This window comes from Peribacillus sp. P4_C12 (assembly GCF_056402095.1).
On the sequence record NZ_JBFUIB010000017.1, the window covers coordinates 1 to 18,409 of the forward strand.

Annotated in this window: 13 protein-coding genes and 3 pseudogenes; 4 read left to right on the forward strand and 12 right to left on the reverse strand. The window is 35.7% G+C overall.

Going from position 1 to position 18,409, the window contains the following annotated elements; genetic code table 11:
• A pseudogene (locus AC1DUW_RS05765) lies at positions 1-500 on the reverse strand (glucose-6-phosphate dehydrogenase); the annotation flags it as partial.
• Between the two features lie 206 nt (positions 501-706).
• Here AC1DUW_RS05765 and hxlR point away from each other — a divergent pair.
• From hxlR to AC1DUW_RS05785, 4 genes are all read left to right on the forward strand, one after another.
• Entirely contained in the window at positions 707-1,075 is a 369-nt protein-coding gene (gene hxlR / locus AC1DUW_RS05770) for a transcriptional activator HxlR (protein WP_477642170.1), read from the forward strand.
• Positions 1,076-1,783: 708 nt separating this feature from the next.
• Positions 1,784-2,425 (forward strand): 3-hexulose-6-phosphate synthase, encoded by a 642-nt coding sequence (gene hxlA, locus AC1DUW_RS05775; RefSeq protein ID WP_379151228.1) that lies wholly within the window; start codon positions 1,784-1,786, stop codon positions 2,423-2,425.
• Between the two features lie 835 nt (positions 2,426-3,260).
• The gene (locus AC1DUW_RS05780) at positions 3,261-3,806 is read left to right on the forward strand and encodes an FAD synthetase (protein ID WP_477642171.1); all 546 of its coding nucleotides are present in this window, start codon (positions 3,261-3,263) and stop codon (positions 3,804-3,806) included.
• Between the two features lie 288 nt (positions 3,807-4,094).
• A complete protein-coding gene (locus AC1DUW_RS05785; RefSeq protein ID WP_477642172.1) occupies positions 4,095-4,847 on the forward strand; it encodes an IclR family transcriptional regulator in 753 nt (250 codons plus the stop codon).
• A 581-nt stretch (positions 4,848-5,428) separates the two neighbouring features.
• Here AC1DUW_RS05785 and AC1DUW_RS05790 read toward each other — a convergent pair.
• The 11 genes and pseudogenes from AC1DUW_RS05790 to AC1DUW_RS05840 form a co-directional block, all read right to left on the reverse strand.
• Positions 5,429-6,076, reverse strand: a pseudogene (locus tag AC1DUW_RS05790) (IS6 family transposase).
• 516 nt (positions 6,077-6,592) lie between these two features.
• Positions 6,593-7,041, reverse strand: a pseudogene (locus tag AC1DUW_RS05795) (GNAT family N-acetyltransferase).
• Between the two features lie 339 nt (positions 7,042-7,380).
• Complete coding sequence (locus AC1DUW_RS05800; protein WP_477642173.1) at positions 7,381-8,298, reverse strand: glycine betaine ABC transporter substrate-binding protein; 918 nt, start codon at positions 8,296-8,298, stop codon at positions 7,381-7,383.
• A 15-nt stretch (positions 8,299-8,313) separates the two neighbouring features.
• Positions 8,314-9,054, reverse strand: coding sequence for an ABC transporter permease (locus AC1DUW_RS05805; protein WP_477642174.1), 741 nt, complete (start codon positions 9,052-9,054; stop codon positions 8,314-8,316).
• Positions 9,055-9,066: 12 nt separating this feature from the next.
• Positions 9,067-10,071, reverse strand: a complete 1,005-nt coding sequence (locus AC1DUW_RS05810; RefSeq protein ID WP_477642175.1) for an ABC transporter ATP-binding protein — start codon at positions 10,069-10,071, stop codon at positions 9,067-9,069.
• A 19-nt stretch (positions 10,072-10,090) separates the two neighbouring features.
• Complete coding sequence (locus AC1DUW_RS05815; RefSeq protein WP_477642176.1) at positions 10,091-10,744, reverse strand: ABC transporter permease; 654 nt, start codon at positions 10,742-10,744, stop codon at positions 10,091-10,093.
• A gap of 307 nt (positions 10,745-11,051) precedes the next feature.
• Positions 11,052-12,389, reverse strand: a complete 1,338-nt coding sequence (locus tag AC1DUW_RS05820) for a (Fe-S)-binding protein (RefSeq protein WP_477642177.1) — start codon at positions 12,387-12,389, stop codon at positions 11,052-11,054.
• Positions 12,386-13,789, reverse strand: coding sequence for an FAD-binding oxidoreductase (locus tag AC1DUW_RS05825; protein WP_477642178.1), 1,404 nt, complete (start codon positions 13,787-13,789; stop codon positions 12,386-12,388). The genes AC1DUW_RS05820 and AC1DUW_RS05825 overlap by 4 nt, the downstream gene beginning before the upstream one ends.
• Before the next feature lie 22 nt (positions 13,790-13,811).
• Positions 13,812-14,687, reverse strand: a complete 876-nt coding sequence (locus AC1DUW_RS05830; protein WP_477642179.1) for a DUF6282 family protein — start codon at positions 14,685-14,687, stop codon at positions 13,812-13,814.
• Between the two features lie 182 nt (positions 14,688-14,869).
• The gene (locus AC1DUW_RS05835) at positions 14,870-16,237 is read right to left on the reverse strand and encodes a sigma-54-dependent transcriptional regulator (RefSeq protein ID WP_477642180.1); all 1,368 of its coding nucleotides are present in this window, start codon (positions 16,235-16,237) and stop codon (positions 14,870-14,872) included.
• On the reverse strand, positions 16,234-18,336 hold the full coding sequence (locus tag AC1DUW_RS05840) for a sensor histidine kinase (protein WP_477642181.1): 2,103 nt from the start codon (positions 18,334-18,336) through the stop codon (positions 16,234-16,236). The genes AC1DUW_RS05835 and AC1DUW_RS05840 overlap by 4 nt, the downstream gene beginning before the upstream one ends.
• Positions 18,337-18,409: the final 73 nt, after the last annotated feature.

Consider the following 18,409-nt stretch of genomic DNA (forward strand, 5'->3'; position numbering starts at 1 on the left):
CTTARTAATTCGTTCAGATTTTGGGCGGATTTCAAATCGTGTCCAAAAGGCTTTTCGATAATGAGACGTCTCCATCCTTTTGTAGAGCCTAATCCACTTTTTTGGATGTTCGAAGTAATCACATCYACAAACTCTGGCGCAACAGATAAATAAAACAGGCGATTTTCTGGAATATTCAACTCTTCTTCACGTTTTTGAATCAAGTCAAGTAAGGTCTTATACCCTTCTTTATTCGTTACATCCAAAAGGCTATAGCGAAATGCACGGAGAAACTCTTCCGTTTTGGATGACTCATTTATCGAACGTCTAGAAAATGTTTGTATCGATTCTTTCACGTGTTTTTGAAATGATTCATCAGACCATTCTCTTCTACCTAAACCAATAACCGAAAACGAGTTAGGCATTTTCTTATCTAAAAATAAACTATATAAAGCAGGAAAAATTTTTCTCTTAGCTAAATCCCCTGTCGCTCCAAATAGGACAAAAGTCACGGAATCCATTTCCAACATCTTCAAGACATCGAGAGCATTCTCGTCTAAATCAATGTTACGTGGAACAGTTAAACTTTTCACTTGATCCCCTCCTATGATCGTATCACCTATACAGAAATCAGTATAACGTGTATAATATTTAAGCATAAGTACGCACTTCATAGTCATATAGTGACAAATTGTATACCATTATGCTAGAAATGGAGGTGAAATTAATGGGACATCTTCGTGATAAGCCGTTTGACTGTGAAAAAGAATTGACACTTTCTGTTATTGGTGGTAAATGGAAAATGCTTATTTTGTGGCATCTAGGTAAAGAGGGAACAAAGCGATTTAACGAATTGAAGTCTCTCATGCCTGGAATCACCCAAAGAATGCTAGTTAACCAATTGCGAGAATTGGAAGAAGATCTCATTGTACATCGTGAAGTCTACCCCGTTGTTCCACCCAAAGTGGAATATTCACTGACAGAACAGGGAAAAAGTCTGATGCCCATATTAGAGTCTATGTATGAGTGGGGTAAAGGCTATATGAAAATTGCAGCAATGAAAAAAGATGGAGAAACCCACGAGTCAGTCGATTAGAAAAATCCTTTTCTAGCAATACTTTAAATTTTCATAAGAGATAATATTTGTTAGGACCAATAATATCTAAAAAAAGAAATTGCTTATCAAGACAGAAATGATATAACATAAATCAATACAAAAAACCATGGTACAGAGACTTTAATAAAGGTTTCTGCACATGGTTTTTTGCATTATTGTTATTGACTCCATATAAAAGTTATATATAACGTTCACAAAGTGTATCTTTCAAACCTTATTTAAAAACCTATAAATGGACCGTTTCCAATCAAAATGATTTTCTTTTTTACCATCCTCCATTCCCTCTAACGTTTTTTCAACCAGGTGTTATATTTTAATATTCTATCTCCACATACTAAGAATAATTATATGTCTAGTAAATTCTTGCTCCTCATTATCAAGGAGGACTAAACTATTCAAAAATAAGAGGAACCAACCTAAGAAACTCAGTGATTCTATATAAATCCAAACCTATAATCCTTTGTCAAATTTAAATGAAAAATTTTAATAAGAACATTTATAATCCTTAGGATTAAAGATAAAAAAATTGTTGGTACTAAAATTACATTATTCCATTAGTATTCTTTCTAACACTATATGATGCGAAAGTGTGTACTTCTTTTTTTTAAAAGTTGAGTTTAGAATAGTCTTACATCATACAAACCAGAAAATCAAACTAAAAAAATTCACTTAAGGAGTGAAGTATTTATGAAACTTCAATTAGCTTTAGATCTTGTAAACATTCCACAAGCAATAGAAGTGGTGAAACAAGTAGAGCAATTTATCGATGTAGTAGAAATTGGAACTCCGGTTGTCATTAATGAAGGTCTTAGAGCAGTAAAAGAAGTTAGTGAAGCATTCCCTAATTTAACTGTGTTAGCCGATTTGAAAATAATGGATGCTGGCGGATATGAAGTTATGAAAGCATCTGAAGCTGGTGCTTCTATTATCACAGTTCTTGGAGCGACGGATGATGCGACTATCAAAGGTGCAGTGGAAGAAGCTAAAAAACARGGWACACAAATCCTCATCGATATGATCAATGTAAAAGATATCGCAAAACGCGCGTACGAAATCGATGCACTTGGCGTTGATTATATTTGTGTGCATACAGGGTACGATCTTCAGGCTGCAGGAGAAAACTCATTTGAACAGCTTCAAACAATCAAACGGATTGTGAAAAATGCGAAGACTGCAGTAGCAGGCGGAATTAAATTAGATACATTGCCAGAAGTCATTGAAGCACGGCCTGATCTTGTCATTGTAGGCGGTGGGATTACTGGACAAGATGATAAAAAAGCTGTAGCTGCTAAAATGCAAGAATTRATTAAACAAGCGACTTTTGCCTAAGAAGGATAACGATTCATAAACAAAAACTAACATAGCAAAATTTTATAAAAAAACGGGGTACCATCTCTCTTTCATTTAGAAATCACAAAAAAGTATATTAACCTTAAATAATCATAGTTTTTGATGTAGCATTTAAAACACCATTCATTATTCGAAAATAATTCAAAAAATAGACGACTATTTTCATCTACTCTTCTTCTCAACACTTAAGAAGGAACTAAATGGTGTTCAAAAAGATGAAGTTAGGGAAGAAGGTTCGTCGTCAAATGAAACAAATGATTCAAGTAAAGCGAAACACTCGTCAGATCTAGGATCACCAGATATATTTATATCGTGCAGTGATTGTGAAGGAAACGCAATTGTTATTTACTTAGGTGAAAATGCAGATACATAGGTAGCCAAGCATTTTTTTTAGAAAACCTTGGCTACTTTCCATGTTTTTGTGTCTATTATCACCATTTAATAGGTTGTGATTATTAGTTTATATTTGATTGGGGTATTTATTTCTTTTATTTTTATTTGGCTCTCTTATGTTATAAAAAAATAATTTGAAAGCGATTGCATTAGGAATAGAAGAGGTTTTTAGACCTCAAAAGATGTTGCATTCGGTTTTTGTCTGAGATAAAAAAGTGAAGAGTATTTGATATTTGGACCCTTATATTAATTCAACTTTAGGACATGCTTGTCTTGGATTTTGCTTGCAAACTGGTGTTACTTTACGATTCTTTTAAAATTTAGATGTTAGAATTACTGGCAACAACAATAAAGTCGCACAAGAATAGGAATATCTCGACCTATTTGAAAATTTTTTATAAGGCTCAAGGGAGTGATCTAAGTGCAAGTGCATACTGATAGGGCTTTGCAACTTTCTAAATCAGTATTAACCATTGGAGCGCTAGATGGAGTTCACCGAGGGCACCAGGCCTTGATATGTCATGCGAGAAAACATGCTAATTTGCTCGGAGTACCCTTAGTTGTGTATACTTTTGATCCACCACCCAAAGTTTATTTCAAAAATGCAATGCAGCTGACACAACTAGCTGAGAAGATAGTTAGGTTAAAATTTCTTGGAGTAGATCACGTCATTGTAGCACCTTTCAATGCTAATTATGTTGCAAGGGGCGTGAATGTATTCCTTAACGAACTTTCAAATATAAACCCATTGGAAGTATACGAAGGCTCTGACTTCAAGTTTGGGAAAAACAGAGAGGGAGACATAAATACTTTACGTGAGCGCTTTTCTGTAAATATTTTAGACCCGGTTAGCTGTAGTAAGGGTATAATCATTTCTTCCAGTCGAATTCGGAATCTTATCATGCAAGATAGGTTATTGCAAGCTGAACAGCTTTTGGGCTGGACAGTCTCATCTAATCTAACCTAAATATCTTTTCATTACCGTTCTTTAAAATTCAGATGTTAGAAACTACCATACAGTATACTTTATATCCAGGCAGGTGCTTATTTACGTAAAATCCATTTCCTAAAGRCTTTAAATTATGGGTGTATAAATTATCCCACGGGCTGATTCATATTCTTTATTTACTTTTTTATTAATAGGAAAAATATTTACCTTTTAAAATGTTGTAAGATTTCACTTCATTAAAAGTAAATTTTTATATTATTAAAATATCAATGAGTAAATTAGTATCTCAAAAAGAGGAGCGAGAATATGTCGCAAGTGATTCGTAAATCTATTACGTTGCTCACTGCCATTATACCGAATGAGGCCAAGGAAGAGTGGAGTGCAACTGAAGTTAGCCGGAAACTTGACATTCCTATTCAAACGGTGCATAGATTACTTTCAAGTCTTGCGGAATATGGATTCGTATTTAAAAACAAAGAAACTAAAAAGTTCCGATTAGGCTTGACTTTAATGCAGTTAGGGCTATCAATAAGGGATAATTTATTGGTTCGCAATAGTGCACTTCCAATTATGGAAAAACTGATGAAGAAAACGAAGGAAAGTGTTTATTTAACAGTTCCTGAGGGTATTGAAGGTATATTTATTGACTGTGTCGATGCGGATCTGCTTTTAAAAGTTTCTGAGCCAGTAGGGAAGCGCACTCCGTTATGTGCCGGTGCCTCTAAAAAAGTACTTTTAGCTAATATGAATCGAGAAGCAAAGTATCAAATTATTCGAGATCTTATATCAAAAGGCGAAATGAATGACTTGGAGAAATTAGAAGATGAGTTAAAGATCATTAAGAAATTGGGGATTGCTATTACTATAGGGGAAACAACAAAAGGAACGTTTAGCGTAGCAGCTCCGATTTTTTCCTGGGAAGATAAGGTGGTTGCTTCTATAAGCGTGGGTGGTCCAGAAACTAGATTTAAGGACCATCAAGCAAAATATATTATAAGTGAGACAAAAAGAGCAGCTGAAGAAATTTCGGAAGAACTAGGTTGGATGAAACCTAGATAATTTTTTTAAAATTGAACTTACTAAAAAGGTTTGTCCTAAATCAGATGAAAAAATCTAAGAAACTTTGATAAACTGATATGACTACTGACGAGAACACTCTGAACAACCTCATAAAGATATTAAGACAGACCTTACCATCACCATCATGTTAAAGGAGATATAAAAGGAAAGAGACAAACATTAAATCTATGGAGATTCCCCCCCCCCACTCTGAATACATTGAAAATGATTCCTTCAGACTGGCAGACGCTGGTATTTTTTCCACATTTATCTTAACTAAAACGTGACAATCATCAATGCATTAATGATTGTCACGTTGTAATTACATTAATATTCTTAATCTCACCCTATTTAATTGAATAAATCTACAAAATTGAATCGCTACTTACTTAGTCAGCGATTAATAATTAATATTCTTTCAGATGTTAATTATCTAATATCCAGGAGGTTTAATAAGTGAAAAGAAATAGAAATTATAAAGTTCAATAGCCCCCCAAAATGTATCAACAGGTTATAAGGTTCTGGTGCAAATATGTTTTGTTAGAAACATAGAACCCCTCAATATCCTTTTCATCTATGAATTATGATGCTACTCCAAATAATTTATGTATGAATTCAATCTCGCTTTGGACTACCCCTTGTTGAAGTTGTCCTTTTTTCAGCATATGCATCACCTCCACTCCACAGATGATTTGTTTGGCTGTTCGAAACGTTTTTAATTCTAGCATATAACGGACTCTCTTCTTTATAAAGCGATGAGCTGCTCCACTATGTTATTCAAGTACTTTTGTTGTCTAAGTTGCATACCATCAGGTATGCTTTTCTCTTTTTTCAACTCTTCAATTGCTATAGGAAAAGCCGGATTCTTATCGACCGTCATGACACGAGGCTTAGAAACATGAAAAGACCGCAAAGCTTTCTTGACGAAGCTCTTTGCAGCCTTTTTGTCTCTTGTTTTACTGAGATAAAAATCAATCGTGTTTCCTTYGGAATCCACTGCAAGATACAAATACATCCAATGACCCTTTACTTTAATATACGTTTCAGCGACTCTCCAGGAGTCATTTGTTGATGCCGCCGTACTCTTTCATCTAATTCCGGTCCTATTGATGAACCCAAAGCATATTCGTTGTGTGAGCCATCGATAAGCCACGTTCTTCCATCATCTCCACTAAATTATGTAAGCTCAAGTTGTACCGCAGGTACCATCTCACTGTTAACAAAATCATGTCAGGCTGATAATGTTTCCACTTGAATAAATTTTATTTTTCCATACTGATAACGCACCTTTTTTAGAGTAATAGTATCAGTATATCCATGATTTAGAGATTAATTGCAATTATCTTGGGGTTTTTGCATCAGAACCCTTTTACTCATTTCACTACTAGCAATCTGCTTTCTTCCAAACAATGTACTAAAATCTATATCTAACGGCTGGGTTTGTTTCCCTACATACTTGTAAATACCCTTCTTACTATCCCATAGATAGCCTAGATTCTTGATCTTCATTTGGATTGTTCAATCACTGACACGATGGCATGGTAACTAGTTCTTTGATCCTCATTCCTTACCGTATCTAATCTTGTTTTAATTTAACTTATTCCCATCGTAGAGATAATATATTTTCTGGAAGTTGTAATCGATAAAGAAAAAAACGATGGATCAAAAAAGTCCAAGTGATTTTTCTGATCAAATTGCAAAAAGGCGTTACCTTATTGCAGTAACGCCACCTTCCCAGTTAGAATTTAATTTTCATGGGAGTTAAAGATTCTTAAATCCTTTATTAAATAGTAATGCTTATTGTTTCTTCCTCCATTTTCAAGGCAACCAAACACTCGATAACCATGCTTTTCATAAAAACCTAATGACTCGAAACTTATAGTATTTATCTTTATATAATAACATTTTTTTTCTAAAGCTCTCTGCTCTATTTCTAATAATAGTTGAGACCCATACCCCAATTTACATATATCCTCATCTATAATTACTGTATGAATCTCTTTTACCGATTCCAACACACTTCACCTAATATACCACAACGAACAATATTGTTTTCATCTCTAAGAAATAAACTAATTTCTTGGTATCTGCCTCTTAAATCTTCTGATAAGTGTTCCAAATTATTTTCATAAAACTGTTTATCAATATAGTTTTTGTCGATCCTATTTAATTCCTTAGTGTTATGAAAATCCATTTTTCATTTCTCCTCTTATACCGTTTTCATACCTATTTTAGAAGATAAACCAACTACCTTTTCCTTATATCAACTTCTTCAAATGATATGTAAACTGTAAACCACACACCAAAATGGTATGTTTTAGGTGTATGAAATCTACCAAACTTAGACACTCTGATCGGTGCATTTTAGTATTACCATACAAAATTCAAAAGAACACACACATTTATATTATCTATTGGCGCGATTAGTTTGATGACGATGTGGAGGTACACCTAAAGACACAAAACCCGATTAAAGCACTTTTTCAGGTGTACAGTATTCGGGTCATAGTTTGATTAACTAGGTTTTTTTATGCTATTCCAGTAATCCTTCTGCTACAAGCCATTCTCTAGCGACTTCATTGATATCTTCATGCTTAACGTCAACCCGATAGTTTAACTCTTTCATTGTTTCTGCTTCTAAGCGATCTGATAATTCATTTAATAGATTTTTTAATTCAGGATACTTCTCTAAAACCTCTTGGCGAATCACTGGTACACCATTATACGCTGGGAAGAACATTTGATCATCTTCTAATACAAAGAGATTAAAGCCTTTAATGCGTCCATCTGTTGCAAGGCCCATTGCTAAATCTACTTGCCCCTCTTTCAATGAATTGTATAAAAGTCCAGTATCCATTTTAACAACATTCTTAGCTGGGAAGGAGAAACTATATTTTTTTTCAAGTCCTTTCAACCCGTCTTCACGTGCATAGAACTCAGCATTTGTACCAAACTTTAATTTGGGATTTTCTTTTAGAGCTTTAGTTAGATCAGAGATTGACTTGATTCCCAACTTTTCCGCTAAATCTTTCCGAATTAAAATAGCATATGAGTTATTAAAATTGGCTTTGTTCAACCAAACAAGATCATTCTTTTTATCCATTTCTTTAACTTTTTTATAAGCTTTGTCTGGATCGGTTTCAAGTTCCTGCTTTAAATACACCATTAGTGCTGTACCTGTATACTCCCAGTAAACATCAAGCTGACCGTTTTCAAGTGCAGAACGGGCAACAGTACTACCCATACTGCTAGCTTCATCAATTTCATAGCCCTTTTCTTTTAAATAGATTGACGTCATCTTCGTTAAAATATGCTGCTCAGTAAAGTCTTTTCCACCCACTGTAATTTTCCCTTTACTTTCACCACCTTTTTCTGTTGTATCAGAAGAGCCGCATGCTACAAGTGCTGACGTAAGGATCATGATGCATACCAATAGGATGTATCTTTTCATTATTTTTCCCCCTAGTTAAATAAGTTCTACTTTACGCTGTAAGCCTTTTGGTGTAATAACTTTTTCAAGTTTTCCCATTAGGAAATCAAGTGTAACTGCAAGTAATATTATGGGTACGGCACCTGCAAGCATAATACCAGTATCATAGAGCGAGATACCTGTAAAAATAAGGTCACCCAACCCGCCTCCTCCTATTAAAAAGGCAAGAGCAGCTGTTCCAACATTAATAACGGTTGCCGTACGGATTCCTGCAAATATTGCATATAAAGCATTTGGAATTTCAAGCTTCCAAAGAATCAGTTTCTGCGTCATACCCATTCCTTTTCCTGCATCAATAATCGCAGGATGAACAGATTGAATCCCGGCAATCGTATTTCGTAAAATCGGAAGAAGCGAGCTAAACCACAGCGCAAATACTGCAGTTGTCCAACCTAATCCTAAATAGCTCATCACAAGCGCTAGGATTGCAATACTTGGAACGGTTTGGCCAATATTTGCAACGTTTACAACTAAAAATTCGTACTTCTTATATTTCGGTCTTGTAATAAAAACTCCTAGTGGAACTGCAACACCGATGGCAGACAAGGATGAAACCGCTACCATTTTTATGTGCTGGCCAGCTAAATAAACAAGATCGTTCGGGTTTTCCATAATAAATTGAAAAGTACCTGAGTAAAATGCATATACAAAAAGTGAGACCACAATTAATAACAACCCTATACGAATTATTGTCTCAAATTTTTTATTTTCTTTCATAAAATCACCACCTTATTGAACAATCGATTTTAACTTTGAAGGGTGCACACCTGTTAATACTTCAAAATCGGTAATGCTTAACGTTCCTTGTGGCTGTCCTTTTTGATCTAGAATCAACGCTTCACCTTTTGTCGATGCTAATAATACCGATAGTGCTGTACGCAAATCAGTATTAAGTTTTACGACAGACTCACTAATCTCTGTTGCTATGTTTGTCTTGGGGTGTAGTTTCTTGGCTTTATTTAAAAGATCTTTTACTGTAAGTAATGTTAATCGTTTAATTTCACGATCACTTCCGATAAAATCGTTAACAAATTTATTTTTTGGATTGGATAAAATCTCATCAGGTGTTCCATATTGCATTAGTTGACCTTCATTAAAGATAGCAATTTTATCTCCCAAACGAATCGCTTCATCAATATCGTGACTAACGAAAAGAATTGTTTTTTTGACATCTTTTTGAATACGTAAAAATTCATTTTGTAAATGCTCACGAATAATTGGGTCAAGTGCGCCAAACGGCTCGTCCATTAACATAACTGGAGGGTCTGCCGCCAATGCACGAGCAACTCCAATCCGTTGTTGTTGTCCACCAGAAAGCTCCCACGGATAACGCTTTTTATATTGTTCTGGCTTTAATCCCATCATTTCCATTAAATAGTTATAGCGCTCCTTCATCGTTTTTTCTTCCCAACCAAGCATTTTTGGAACAACATTAATGTTTTCTTCAATTGTCATATTTGGGAACAAGCCATTTTGTTGGATAACATAACCAATTGAACGTCTTACTTCAATTGGATCTAAAGAGTAAATATTTTTCCCGTCTATTTCAATTGTTCCATCTGTAATTTGAACAAGTCGATTCACCATACGTAAAAGTGTAGTTTTCCCACAGCCTGATGGACCAAGAAATACGCAAATTTCTCCTTTTTCGACGTTCATAGTTACATCATCAACCGCTTTTACATTTTTACCATTACTTTCATAAACTTTTGATACATTTTTAAATGTAATCATTTAAGCTCCATCCCCTTTCTTATTTTGAATAAGCCGATTTCGGTGAAACACGCTTTTGAAGTAATCCGAGTAAATAATCTGAAGCAATCGCTAAAACAGATACAGAAAGTGCACCAACCTGAACCATTGTAGTGTAGCTTGTTGAAATGCCTCGTGCGATGTAATCACCAAGTCCCCCTGCACCAATGTATGCAGCTATTGCTCCAATCCCAATTGTGAGTACAACCGCCATGCGAATTCCTGCCATAATAATTGGAAGTGCAATCGGAATTTCTACTTTTCGAAGGCGCTGCCATGTTGTCATTCCCATCCCAATAGCAGCATCACGCATGTTAGGATCTACGTTTTTAATAGCGATAAATGTATTTCGAATTATAGGAAGCTGCGAATATAAAACAAGTGCTATAAATGCCGGTAAAAAACCAATACCTTGATTGATAACAGATAATATTGGAACCATAATTCCAAATAATGCAATACTTGGTATTGTCATCATAATGCCTGCAACTGATAAAACTAAATTTGATAATGATTCATGCTGGGTAATATATATCCCAAATGGCACGCCCAGCAAAATAGCAACACCGACCGCTAGTCCAACAAGTTGGACATGCTCCCAAGTCATTATTAAAATTTCGTTCCCGTTAGAACTGACAAACTCAAGAAATTCCATTGTAACTGTCCCTCCTTCAGATTTTAGAAATTTTAAAATTTTCTTTCTTATCTTTTACTTATGCAAGTTATATGCCAAGTTGCTTCATCCTAATTTTTTGAGTTTTAACACATTTTAATTAATTTATTTGTCAAAAAATTTTAAATAAGTGACAAATTTTTTTGCTTTTCAGTAGTTTTATAGTTTGCTATATTTTTTAAATTTAACAGTTATCTATGAACTGTTTGAGTAGGAATTCAAGTTTGTTGCTAACCTCAGTTGTACTTCCATCATCCTTCCTCTCATTGAAGAAATATAATTCTACTTTTTATTTGATTCCACACGCTTCCGCTAATAATTCAACGATATGGACGGCTTCTACTTGAGCATTCAGTCCGCTTCTTTCTACTCCTAAGCGCATTTGAAGTAAGCAGCCTGGGTTTGTTGTCACGATTGTCTTTGCGTTAGTTACTACTACATTTGTCATCTTTTTATCTAAAATTTCCATTGACTCGTCAAAATGGAGTAAGTTATATATGCCGCCTGATGCACAGCAGCGGTCACTTCCTTTCATTTCAATGAACTTCGCCCCTGGTATCGATTGAAGTAATATTCTTGGCTCATTGACAACACCCTGTACATTTCGCAAGTGGCAAGAATCTTGATACGTAACAATTCCGTTCCATTCCTTTTCAAATGGAAGCGGTCCAAACTTTACAAGAATTTCAGTAATATCTTTTGATTTTTTCACAAAGGCTTCCGCTCGTTCCTTCCATTCTGGCTCATCATCAAAAAGATGATGATATTCATTAAGCATTGCACCGCAGCCACCAGCATTGTTAACATAATAGTCTGCATTTGAAGATTCAAATGCTGCGATATTTGCTTTTGCAAGCTTCCGAGCTTCATCTTTTAAGCCTTGATGGGCATTAAGTGCCCCGCAGCAGCTTTGCTGTTTTGGAATCACAACTTTACACCCCACCGCTCGAAGAAGTTCAATCGTTAAACGGTTTGTTTTGTACATCATTGCATCCATTATACAACCCGGAAAAAAAGCGACTGTCGATTTCAAATCGCCTTTTGGTGAGACAGTTGCGCCAAATTTATAGCGTTTAATAGGTGCTTCAAGCATTGGCAATACTTTTTCAAATTGTCCCATCGGCTCCGAAACCTTGTTGATTAGTTTTGTTTTTTGAACCAATTTATTTAATCCTGTTCTTTGATACACCCATGTTAAATTTCCAAGAAGTCGTAAACGTTTTTGATGTGGGAACAGATTGTTTAATGTCAGGTCACGGACTTTTGTGTTAAATTTTGGGTCATGCTTTTGCTGTTCGTTAATCACTTCTTTCGCTGCTTCATAAATTTGTCCATACGGTACGTTTACGGGACAAGCGACTTCACAAGCACGGCAGCCAAGACATAGATCAATCGGATCTGCTAGATCTTTCTGTAGGTCAATTTTTCCTTCCGCTGCCATTTTTACTAGATTAATTCTTCCTCTAGGTGATTGCGATTCTTTTCCCATTGATTCATAGGTTGGACAAGCAGGCAAACAATAACCGCACTGAACACATTGGTTTGCCGCATCATAAGAAAGATCACGTAACTTTTGCGAATATTCATTTTTTAACGTCAGTTCCTTTATTACAGATACTTTACTCACGTCAACACCACCTTCGTCTGTCCTGGTTGAGGAAAGATTTTTCCTGGATTTAAGATATTATTAGGATCCCAAGCTTCTTTAATTTTTTTCATCATGAGAAGCCCCTCTTTTCCAAGTTCCATTTCCATGTACGGTGCTTTTAATATTCCAATACCATGTTCACCTGAGAGTGTTCCACCAAGTTCAATCGCTGCTTCAAATATTTCGCTAACAGCATCTTCTACTCGCTTCATTTCCTCAGTGTTTCGTTTATCCGTAATAATATTCGGATGGAGGTTTCCGTCTCCAGCGTGACCGAAGACCACTAAATTCAGCTGATATTTTTCACGAATTCTGTGAAGTCTTTCCATCATAACTGGAATTTGACTTCTTGGGACCGTCGCATCTTCCGAAATCTTCGTTGGCYCCATCTGTGTTATGGCAGGAGATACCATCTTACGAGCTTTCCAAATGTCATTACGCTCTGCATCTGTTTTTGCAACCTTTACATTTGATGATCCCATTGTAAAACAAATCGCTTCACACTTTGTAATCTCTTCTTCAATAGCTGCTGGATGCCCGTCCACTTCTATAATGACAATCGCTTCAGCATCAGTGGGGAGCCCACTTGGCTCATAGTTTTCAACAGCCTGAATACACGAACGATCCATGAGTTCCATCGCACTTGGTAAAATACCTGATGATAAAATTTTTGTAATCGCATGACCTGAATCAACTAAGCGATTAAATGAGGCTAGAAGAGTTTTTCTAGCTAACGGTTTTGGAATAAGTCGTAATGTCGCTTCTGTCACAATGCCCAGCGTTCCTTCTGAACCAACAATTAGACGTGTTAAGTCATAGCCAGTAACATTTTTGACAGTGTTACCGCCTGTACGAATAATCTCGCCTGTTGGCGTTACCATTTCTAAACCAATAACATATTCTTTGGTTGTCCCATATTTTAATCCTTTTGGTCCGCTTGAGTTTTCTAGTAAATTTCCACCAATTGTTGAAACGTGGGAACTGCTTGGATCTGGCGGATAAAAAAGGCCGACTTCTTCTGCTTGCTTATGAATATCCGCTGTAATAATACTCGGGGAGGTAATTGCAAGCAAGTTTTCTCTATCAATAATAAGCTTCTTTTCAAATTGGGACATATCAAGAACCATACCGCCTTCAACTGCGAGAGAACCACCGCTTAGTGACGTCGCTGCTCCTCTTGGGTATACAGGAATCTTATATTCATTCGCAAGTTTTATAAGTGCAGCAATCTCCTTTGCATTTTTCGGCTGAATGATAACATCAGGTAAATATTCACCAAAAGATGCGTCATAGCTGTAAGAATAACGTTCTGATAATTCCGTAAATACTCGGTTTGACGGTACAAGCGAACAAATTACTTCTATTAATTGTTTTTCCATGCTTTCTCACCCTCACACCAATTTAAATACCTAAAAGTTTTTTAGGATTATCAACAATCATTTTCTCAATTTCACGTTCTGTAATACCGGCTTCTATCATTTCTCCAACATAACGACTTAAGGCCTCAATCGGGGATATGTTATGTTCCTGTCCGTAATCGGTAACAAGTGCACAAGATTCAGCACCGATTTCTTTAATGGATTTAGCCATTTCCGAGATAGATAAATCTTGAAAATCTTCACTACATGCTAAGTAGCATTTTTCAATAATCGCACCTTTTCTTGCTAATTCTTTCTGTATTTCAATTGAAACAGGAGCAATACCAAGATCAGCATGCTGGATTAAGATTTTCTCGATATGAACCTTTTTTGCAGCATCGATTAAAACAGCAACTTCTTCAGCAGACAAATGCCCAGTTGCAAGAGTAATATTTGCTTCTCCAATTAATGCTAGAATTTCATGAACTTCCGTTTTGATTTCATTGTTATCATTCCAAATGGTTAAGCCTTCGTTCGCATTCACAAGTGGTCGTTCGCTATTAAAAAAACGCGTTTTCTTTTTGCCAAAGTTACAGCAGTGTTGATTTGCTGAAATAGTCGGCATCCAAATGATTTTTGCCCCTTGTCTAATTGCTGCATCCACAGCTTTAGGTGACAGTCCACCTGTGAAATCATTCAATACTAGCCCACCATATACATGAAGATCAGGCTCCTTTAAGCGAATTAATGTGGAACGGTCAACAGTTGACGCTTCATGCGACTTTAAAACAATTCCAGCCATATTGGCATGTTTCACATCTTCTATCAATTCCCAATCTGTTTGCTTTCTTGGGAAAATGCTAGGATAACTATGGCAATGCAATTCAATAGCACCTTGTAATAATGGATGAAAGCTCATTTTTAATCCCCTTTTCCTATATTTCTTCTTACTTTTACTTTTATAGAATGCAAGAGTTGTGCCAACGATCAGAGGAGATAGTTCCATACTAATTGAATACTATTTTGTTAAAATTTTTTGACAAATTACAAAATTTTTTGACAAATTACAAAATGCCATTCAAATTATCGAATGGCATCTTTTTAATCAAAATATTTATTAAGCTTATACAAGAGACGCTGGCGTGAAACACCCAACTTTCTTGCTGCAGCTGCAACTTGCCCATGATTTTCTTCAATCGCAGTAATTATCAACTGGCGTTCAATCTCCTCTAACTGCTTTGGAAGTGTTTTTGAATCATCAATTGAAAATGCTGCTTTAGTAGTAGCTCGTATTTTGCTAAATTCTTGGATTTCACTTGGAAAATCTTGAATTGATAGATTCTCTTCTGTACATAGGACAACAGCGCGCTCTACGGCATTTTGAAGCTCCCGAACATTTCCAGGCCACTCATAATCTGTTAGAATTTTCATCAATTGTGCTGATACATGGTAGTTTTTTTTCATTTTTTTACGATGTTTTTCTAAAAATTCTTCGATGAGTAATAGGATATCTTCTTTTCGTGCTCTTAAAGGCGGAATATGCATATCAACAATGTTTAAGCGATAATACAAATCTTCACGAAAGCTTCCTTCCTGCACCATGTGTTTTAAATTTCGATTCGTTGCCGAAATAATTCTTACATCCACATGTTTTAGCTGATTGCTCCCTAGCCTCATAAATGACTTTTCTTGTACGACTTGCAGTAGCTTAGCTTGGAGCGGCATTGATACCTCTCCAATTTCATCTAAAAATATCGTTCCACTATGTGAAGCTTCAAATTTTCCTGCTCTGCTCGTGGTTGCTCCAGTAAATGCTCCCTTTTCATAGCCGAAAAGCTCACTTTCTAACAAATGTTCAGGAATCGCTGCACAGTTAATCGCAATGAAAGGTGCTTGATTTCTGTCACTTAAATTATGAATCATTTTTGCAATCATGCTTTTACCCGTCCCACTTTCCCCGTGAAGAAGCACAGTTGCACCTGTTGTGGACACGCGTTCTATTAAGTCATAAATCCTCTTCATTTCCGAACTTGTACTAATAAAACCGTTAGTCGATTCAAACTGCTTTAACTGTTCTCTTAAATGAATATTTTCCTGCTTGATACCAAGCCAGCTATATGCTTTTTCAATAACAAGTTGAATTTCATCCATTTTTGCAGGTTTTATAATATAATCAAATGCGCCTGCTTTCATTGCTGAAACGGCACTTTCAACATCACCGTATGCGGTTAAAATAATAAACACTTTTTGCGGATAAAGAGAAATGAATTCGTCTAATAATTCTAGCCCGCTTGCATCCGGAAGATTTAAGTCAAGGAACACAATGTCCGATTCCTGATCTATTATTTTTTTTCGGGCTTCTTGGCCATTTGCTGCGATGGTGACCGTATATCCTTTTTTACGAAATGATGATGATAAAATTCGCAAGAGTTTTATTTCATCATCTACAAACAAGATGCTTTTGTTCATATTCCTTCCCCCTTTGGCAACTGAATTGATAGGGTAGTTCCTTGTCCAACTGTGCTGTCAGCCCATAACTTTCCACCGTGTTGCGTAATGATTTCATGCGCAATGGATAGACCTAGTCCAGTTCCTTCTGGTTTTGTAGAGTAAAACGGATTAAATATCCATTTAAGCTTATGCATCGGAATACCTTCTCCCGTATCAGAGACTTGCAGTTGCCAATATGTTTCGGCGCCAGTAAGTTTTATGTTGAGTACTCCACCCTCTTGCATTGCCTGTAAACTGTTTATCAACAAATTTAACAGTGCCTGAGAAAACTTATGCTTATCCCCTAGTACTAGTGCTTGATCTATTTCATAATCGACATGTACTTTGATATCTTGATCAATAAATTTTTTACGCAATAAGTTCATTAGCTCATCTGTTATTTGGATAAGATCAAAAATTTTAATTACTTGATGCTCTTCATTTTTTGTAAGTTTTAAAAAATTTGTTAAGAGCTTATTCATTCGGTCGGTTGACTCTATGATGTCCCCTGATAATTCATCAATGATTTTTATATCAAGGTCATTAGTGTCCTCTAACTCTAAACGTATCGCTTCAGCTGCCGCTTGAATAATGCTGAGTGGGTTTTTAATTTCATGAGCAATCCCAGCTGTAAGTTGTCCTAGGGAAGCGAGGCGTTCACTTTGTTTTACATATTCTTCAAGCTTTTTTATTTCACTCACATCACGAATCACAATGATAGAGCCGATGTATTCATTATCTTCTCCTTTTAACATCGATGAATAAATCCGGACATCATGTACCTGCTGGTTCTTATCTAAAATATAGCTTTCAGCTTCGTCCACTGATTTTCCTTCTTGTAGCGTTTTCAGAAGAATAAACTCACGAATGTCTTTTTTAATTGGTATATCAAAAATAAGGCTTCCAACCACCTCTTCACGCTTAAACAAAGTTAAGTTCTCCGCTCCCTTGTTAAAAGTCAAGATTCGACCGTCCTTATCTGTTGTAATGACACTGTATGGAATGGATTCTAAAATATAAAACAAACTTCTTTCTTTTTCACGGAGCGCTGTTGCCATAACAGATAACACAATTGAGAGCTCCTCCAATTCATCATTCGTCTTCACTTTATGAAACGTTTTTCGCTTATTTTCTTTATATTCTTGTACCTGCTTAATGAGCATATGAACTGGACGAACAACCCGTAATGCACCAAGCAACGCAAGTGCAAGTGCAATGATAAATACAATAATAAATCCTTGAATGAGTAAAAGTTGAACGTATCGTGCTGGTTCCATTGCTTGACTTATCGATTCACTGACAATAAGACTGACTCTTCCCATAAGGAGAGGTCTATATGAAACGACCATTTGTTCATTAAAAATTGGCCCATTCCAAATTCCAAAGCGCTCTTTTTTTAAATATGAACCGATTTCATGATTATTAATTGACTTCCCAATAAAGCTTTTATTTGAGTGAGCAATAATCGCACCATTTTTGTCTACGATCGCATTCATTCCCTCTTTTCCTATAGAAAATTTCTCAATTTGATCTGATAGTATTTGTAAATTTAAATATGCAATGACTGCACCACCAAAATCCCCATTATTATTAAGTGATGGGTAGGCGATCGCAATTGTTTTTCGTCCGTCTGGAAGGGTAATCATATTGGAAATATAGTATGTTTTACTCCAAGACAATCTTTCTAAAATAAAATTATTCCTTACCTGCCCATGAAATGCAATATCAGGAATCCTTAATCGTTGGTCATTTTCTTTATACACTTCAATAAACAAAAAAAGTGGATCATGTGAAATGATTTTTTCGATTTCTGTTTGATAAATTGTTTTATTACTGGTATCTAATGTATCAACCACAGGAGAAATTTGACGCATATCATTAATCGCATTTTCAAGTACAACTTCAATTTGTGTCCCAAGAGTCTTTGCAATAAGCTCATCACGATATTCGATTTGTGACCGTACTGATGTATTCATTACATTTACTGCAATAAAATAAAGAGATGCCAGAACAAAAAGTACGACAACTAAAACAGTCATGACATATCGTTTTGTAAGTTTTGATTGAAATAGTTTCATAAGCAACCCTCAAGTATAATAAAACTTGATAAAAAAGTACTTCATTCACAGAACAAAGTACTTTTAATCTTCG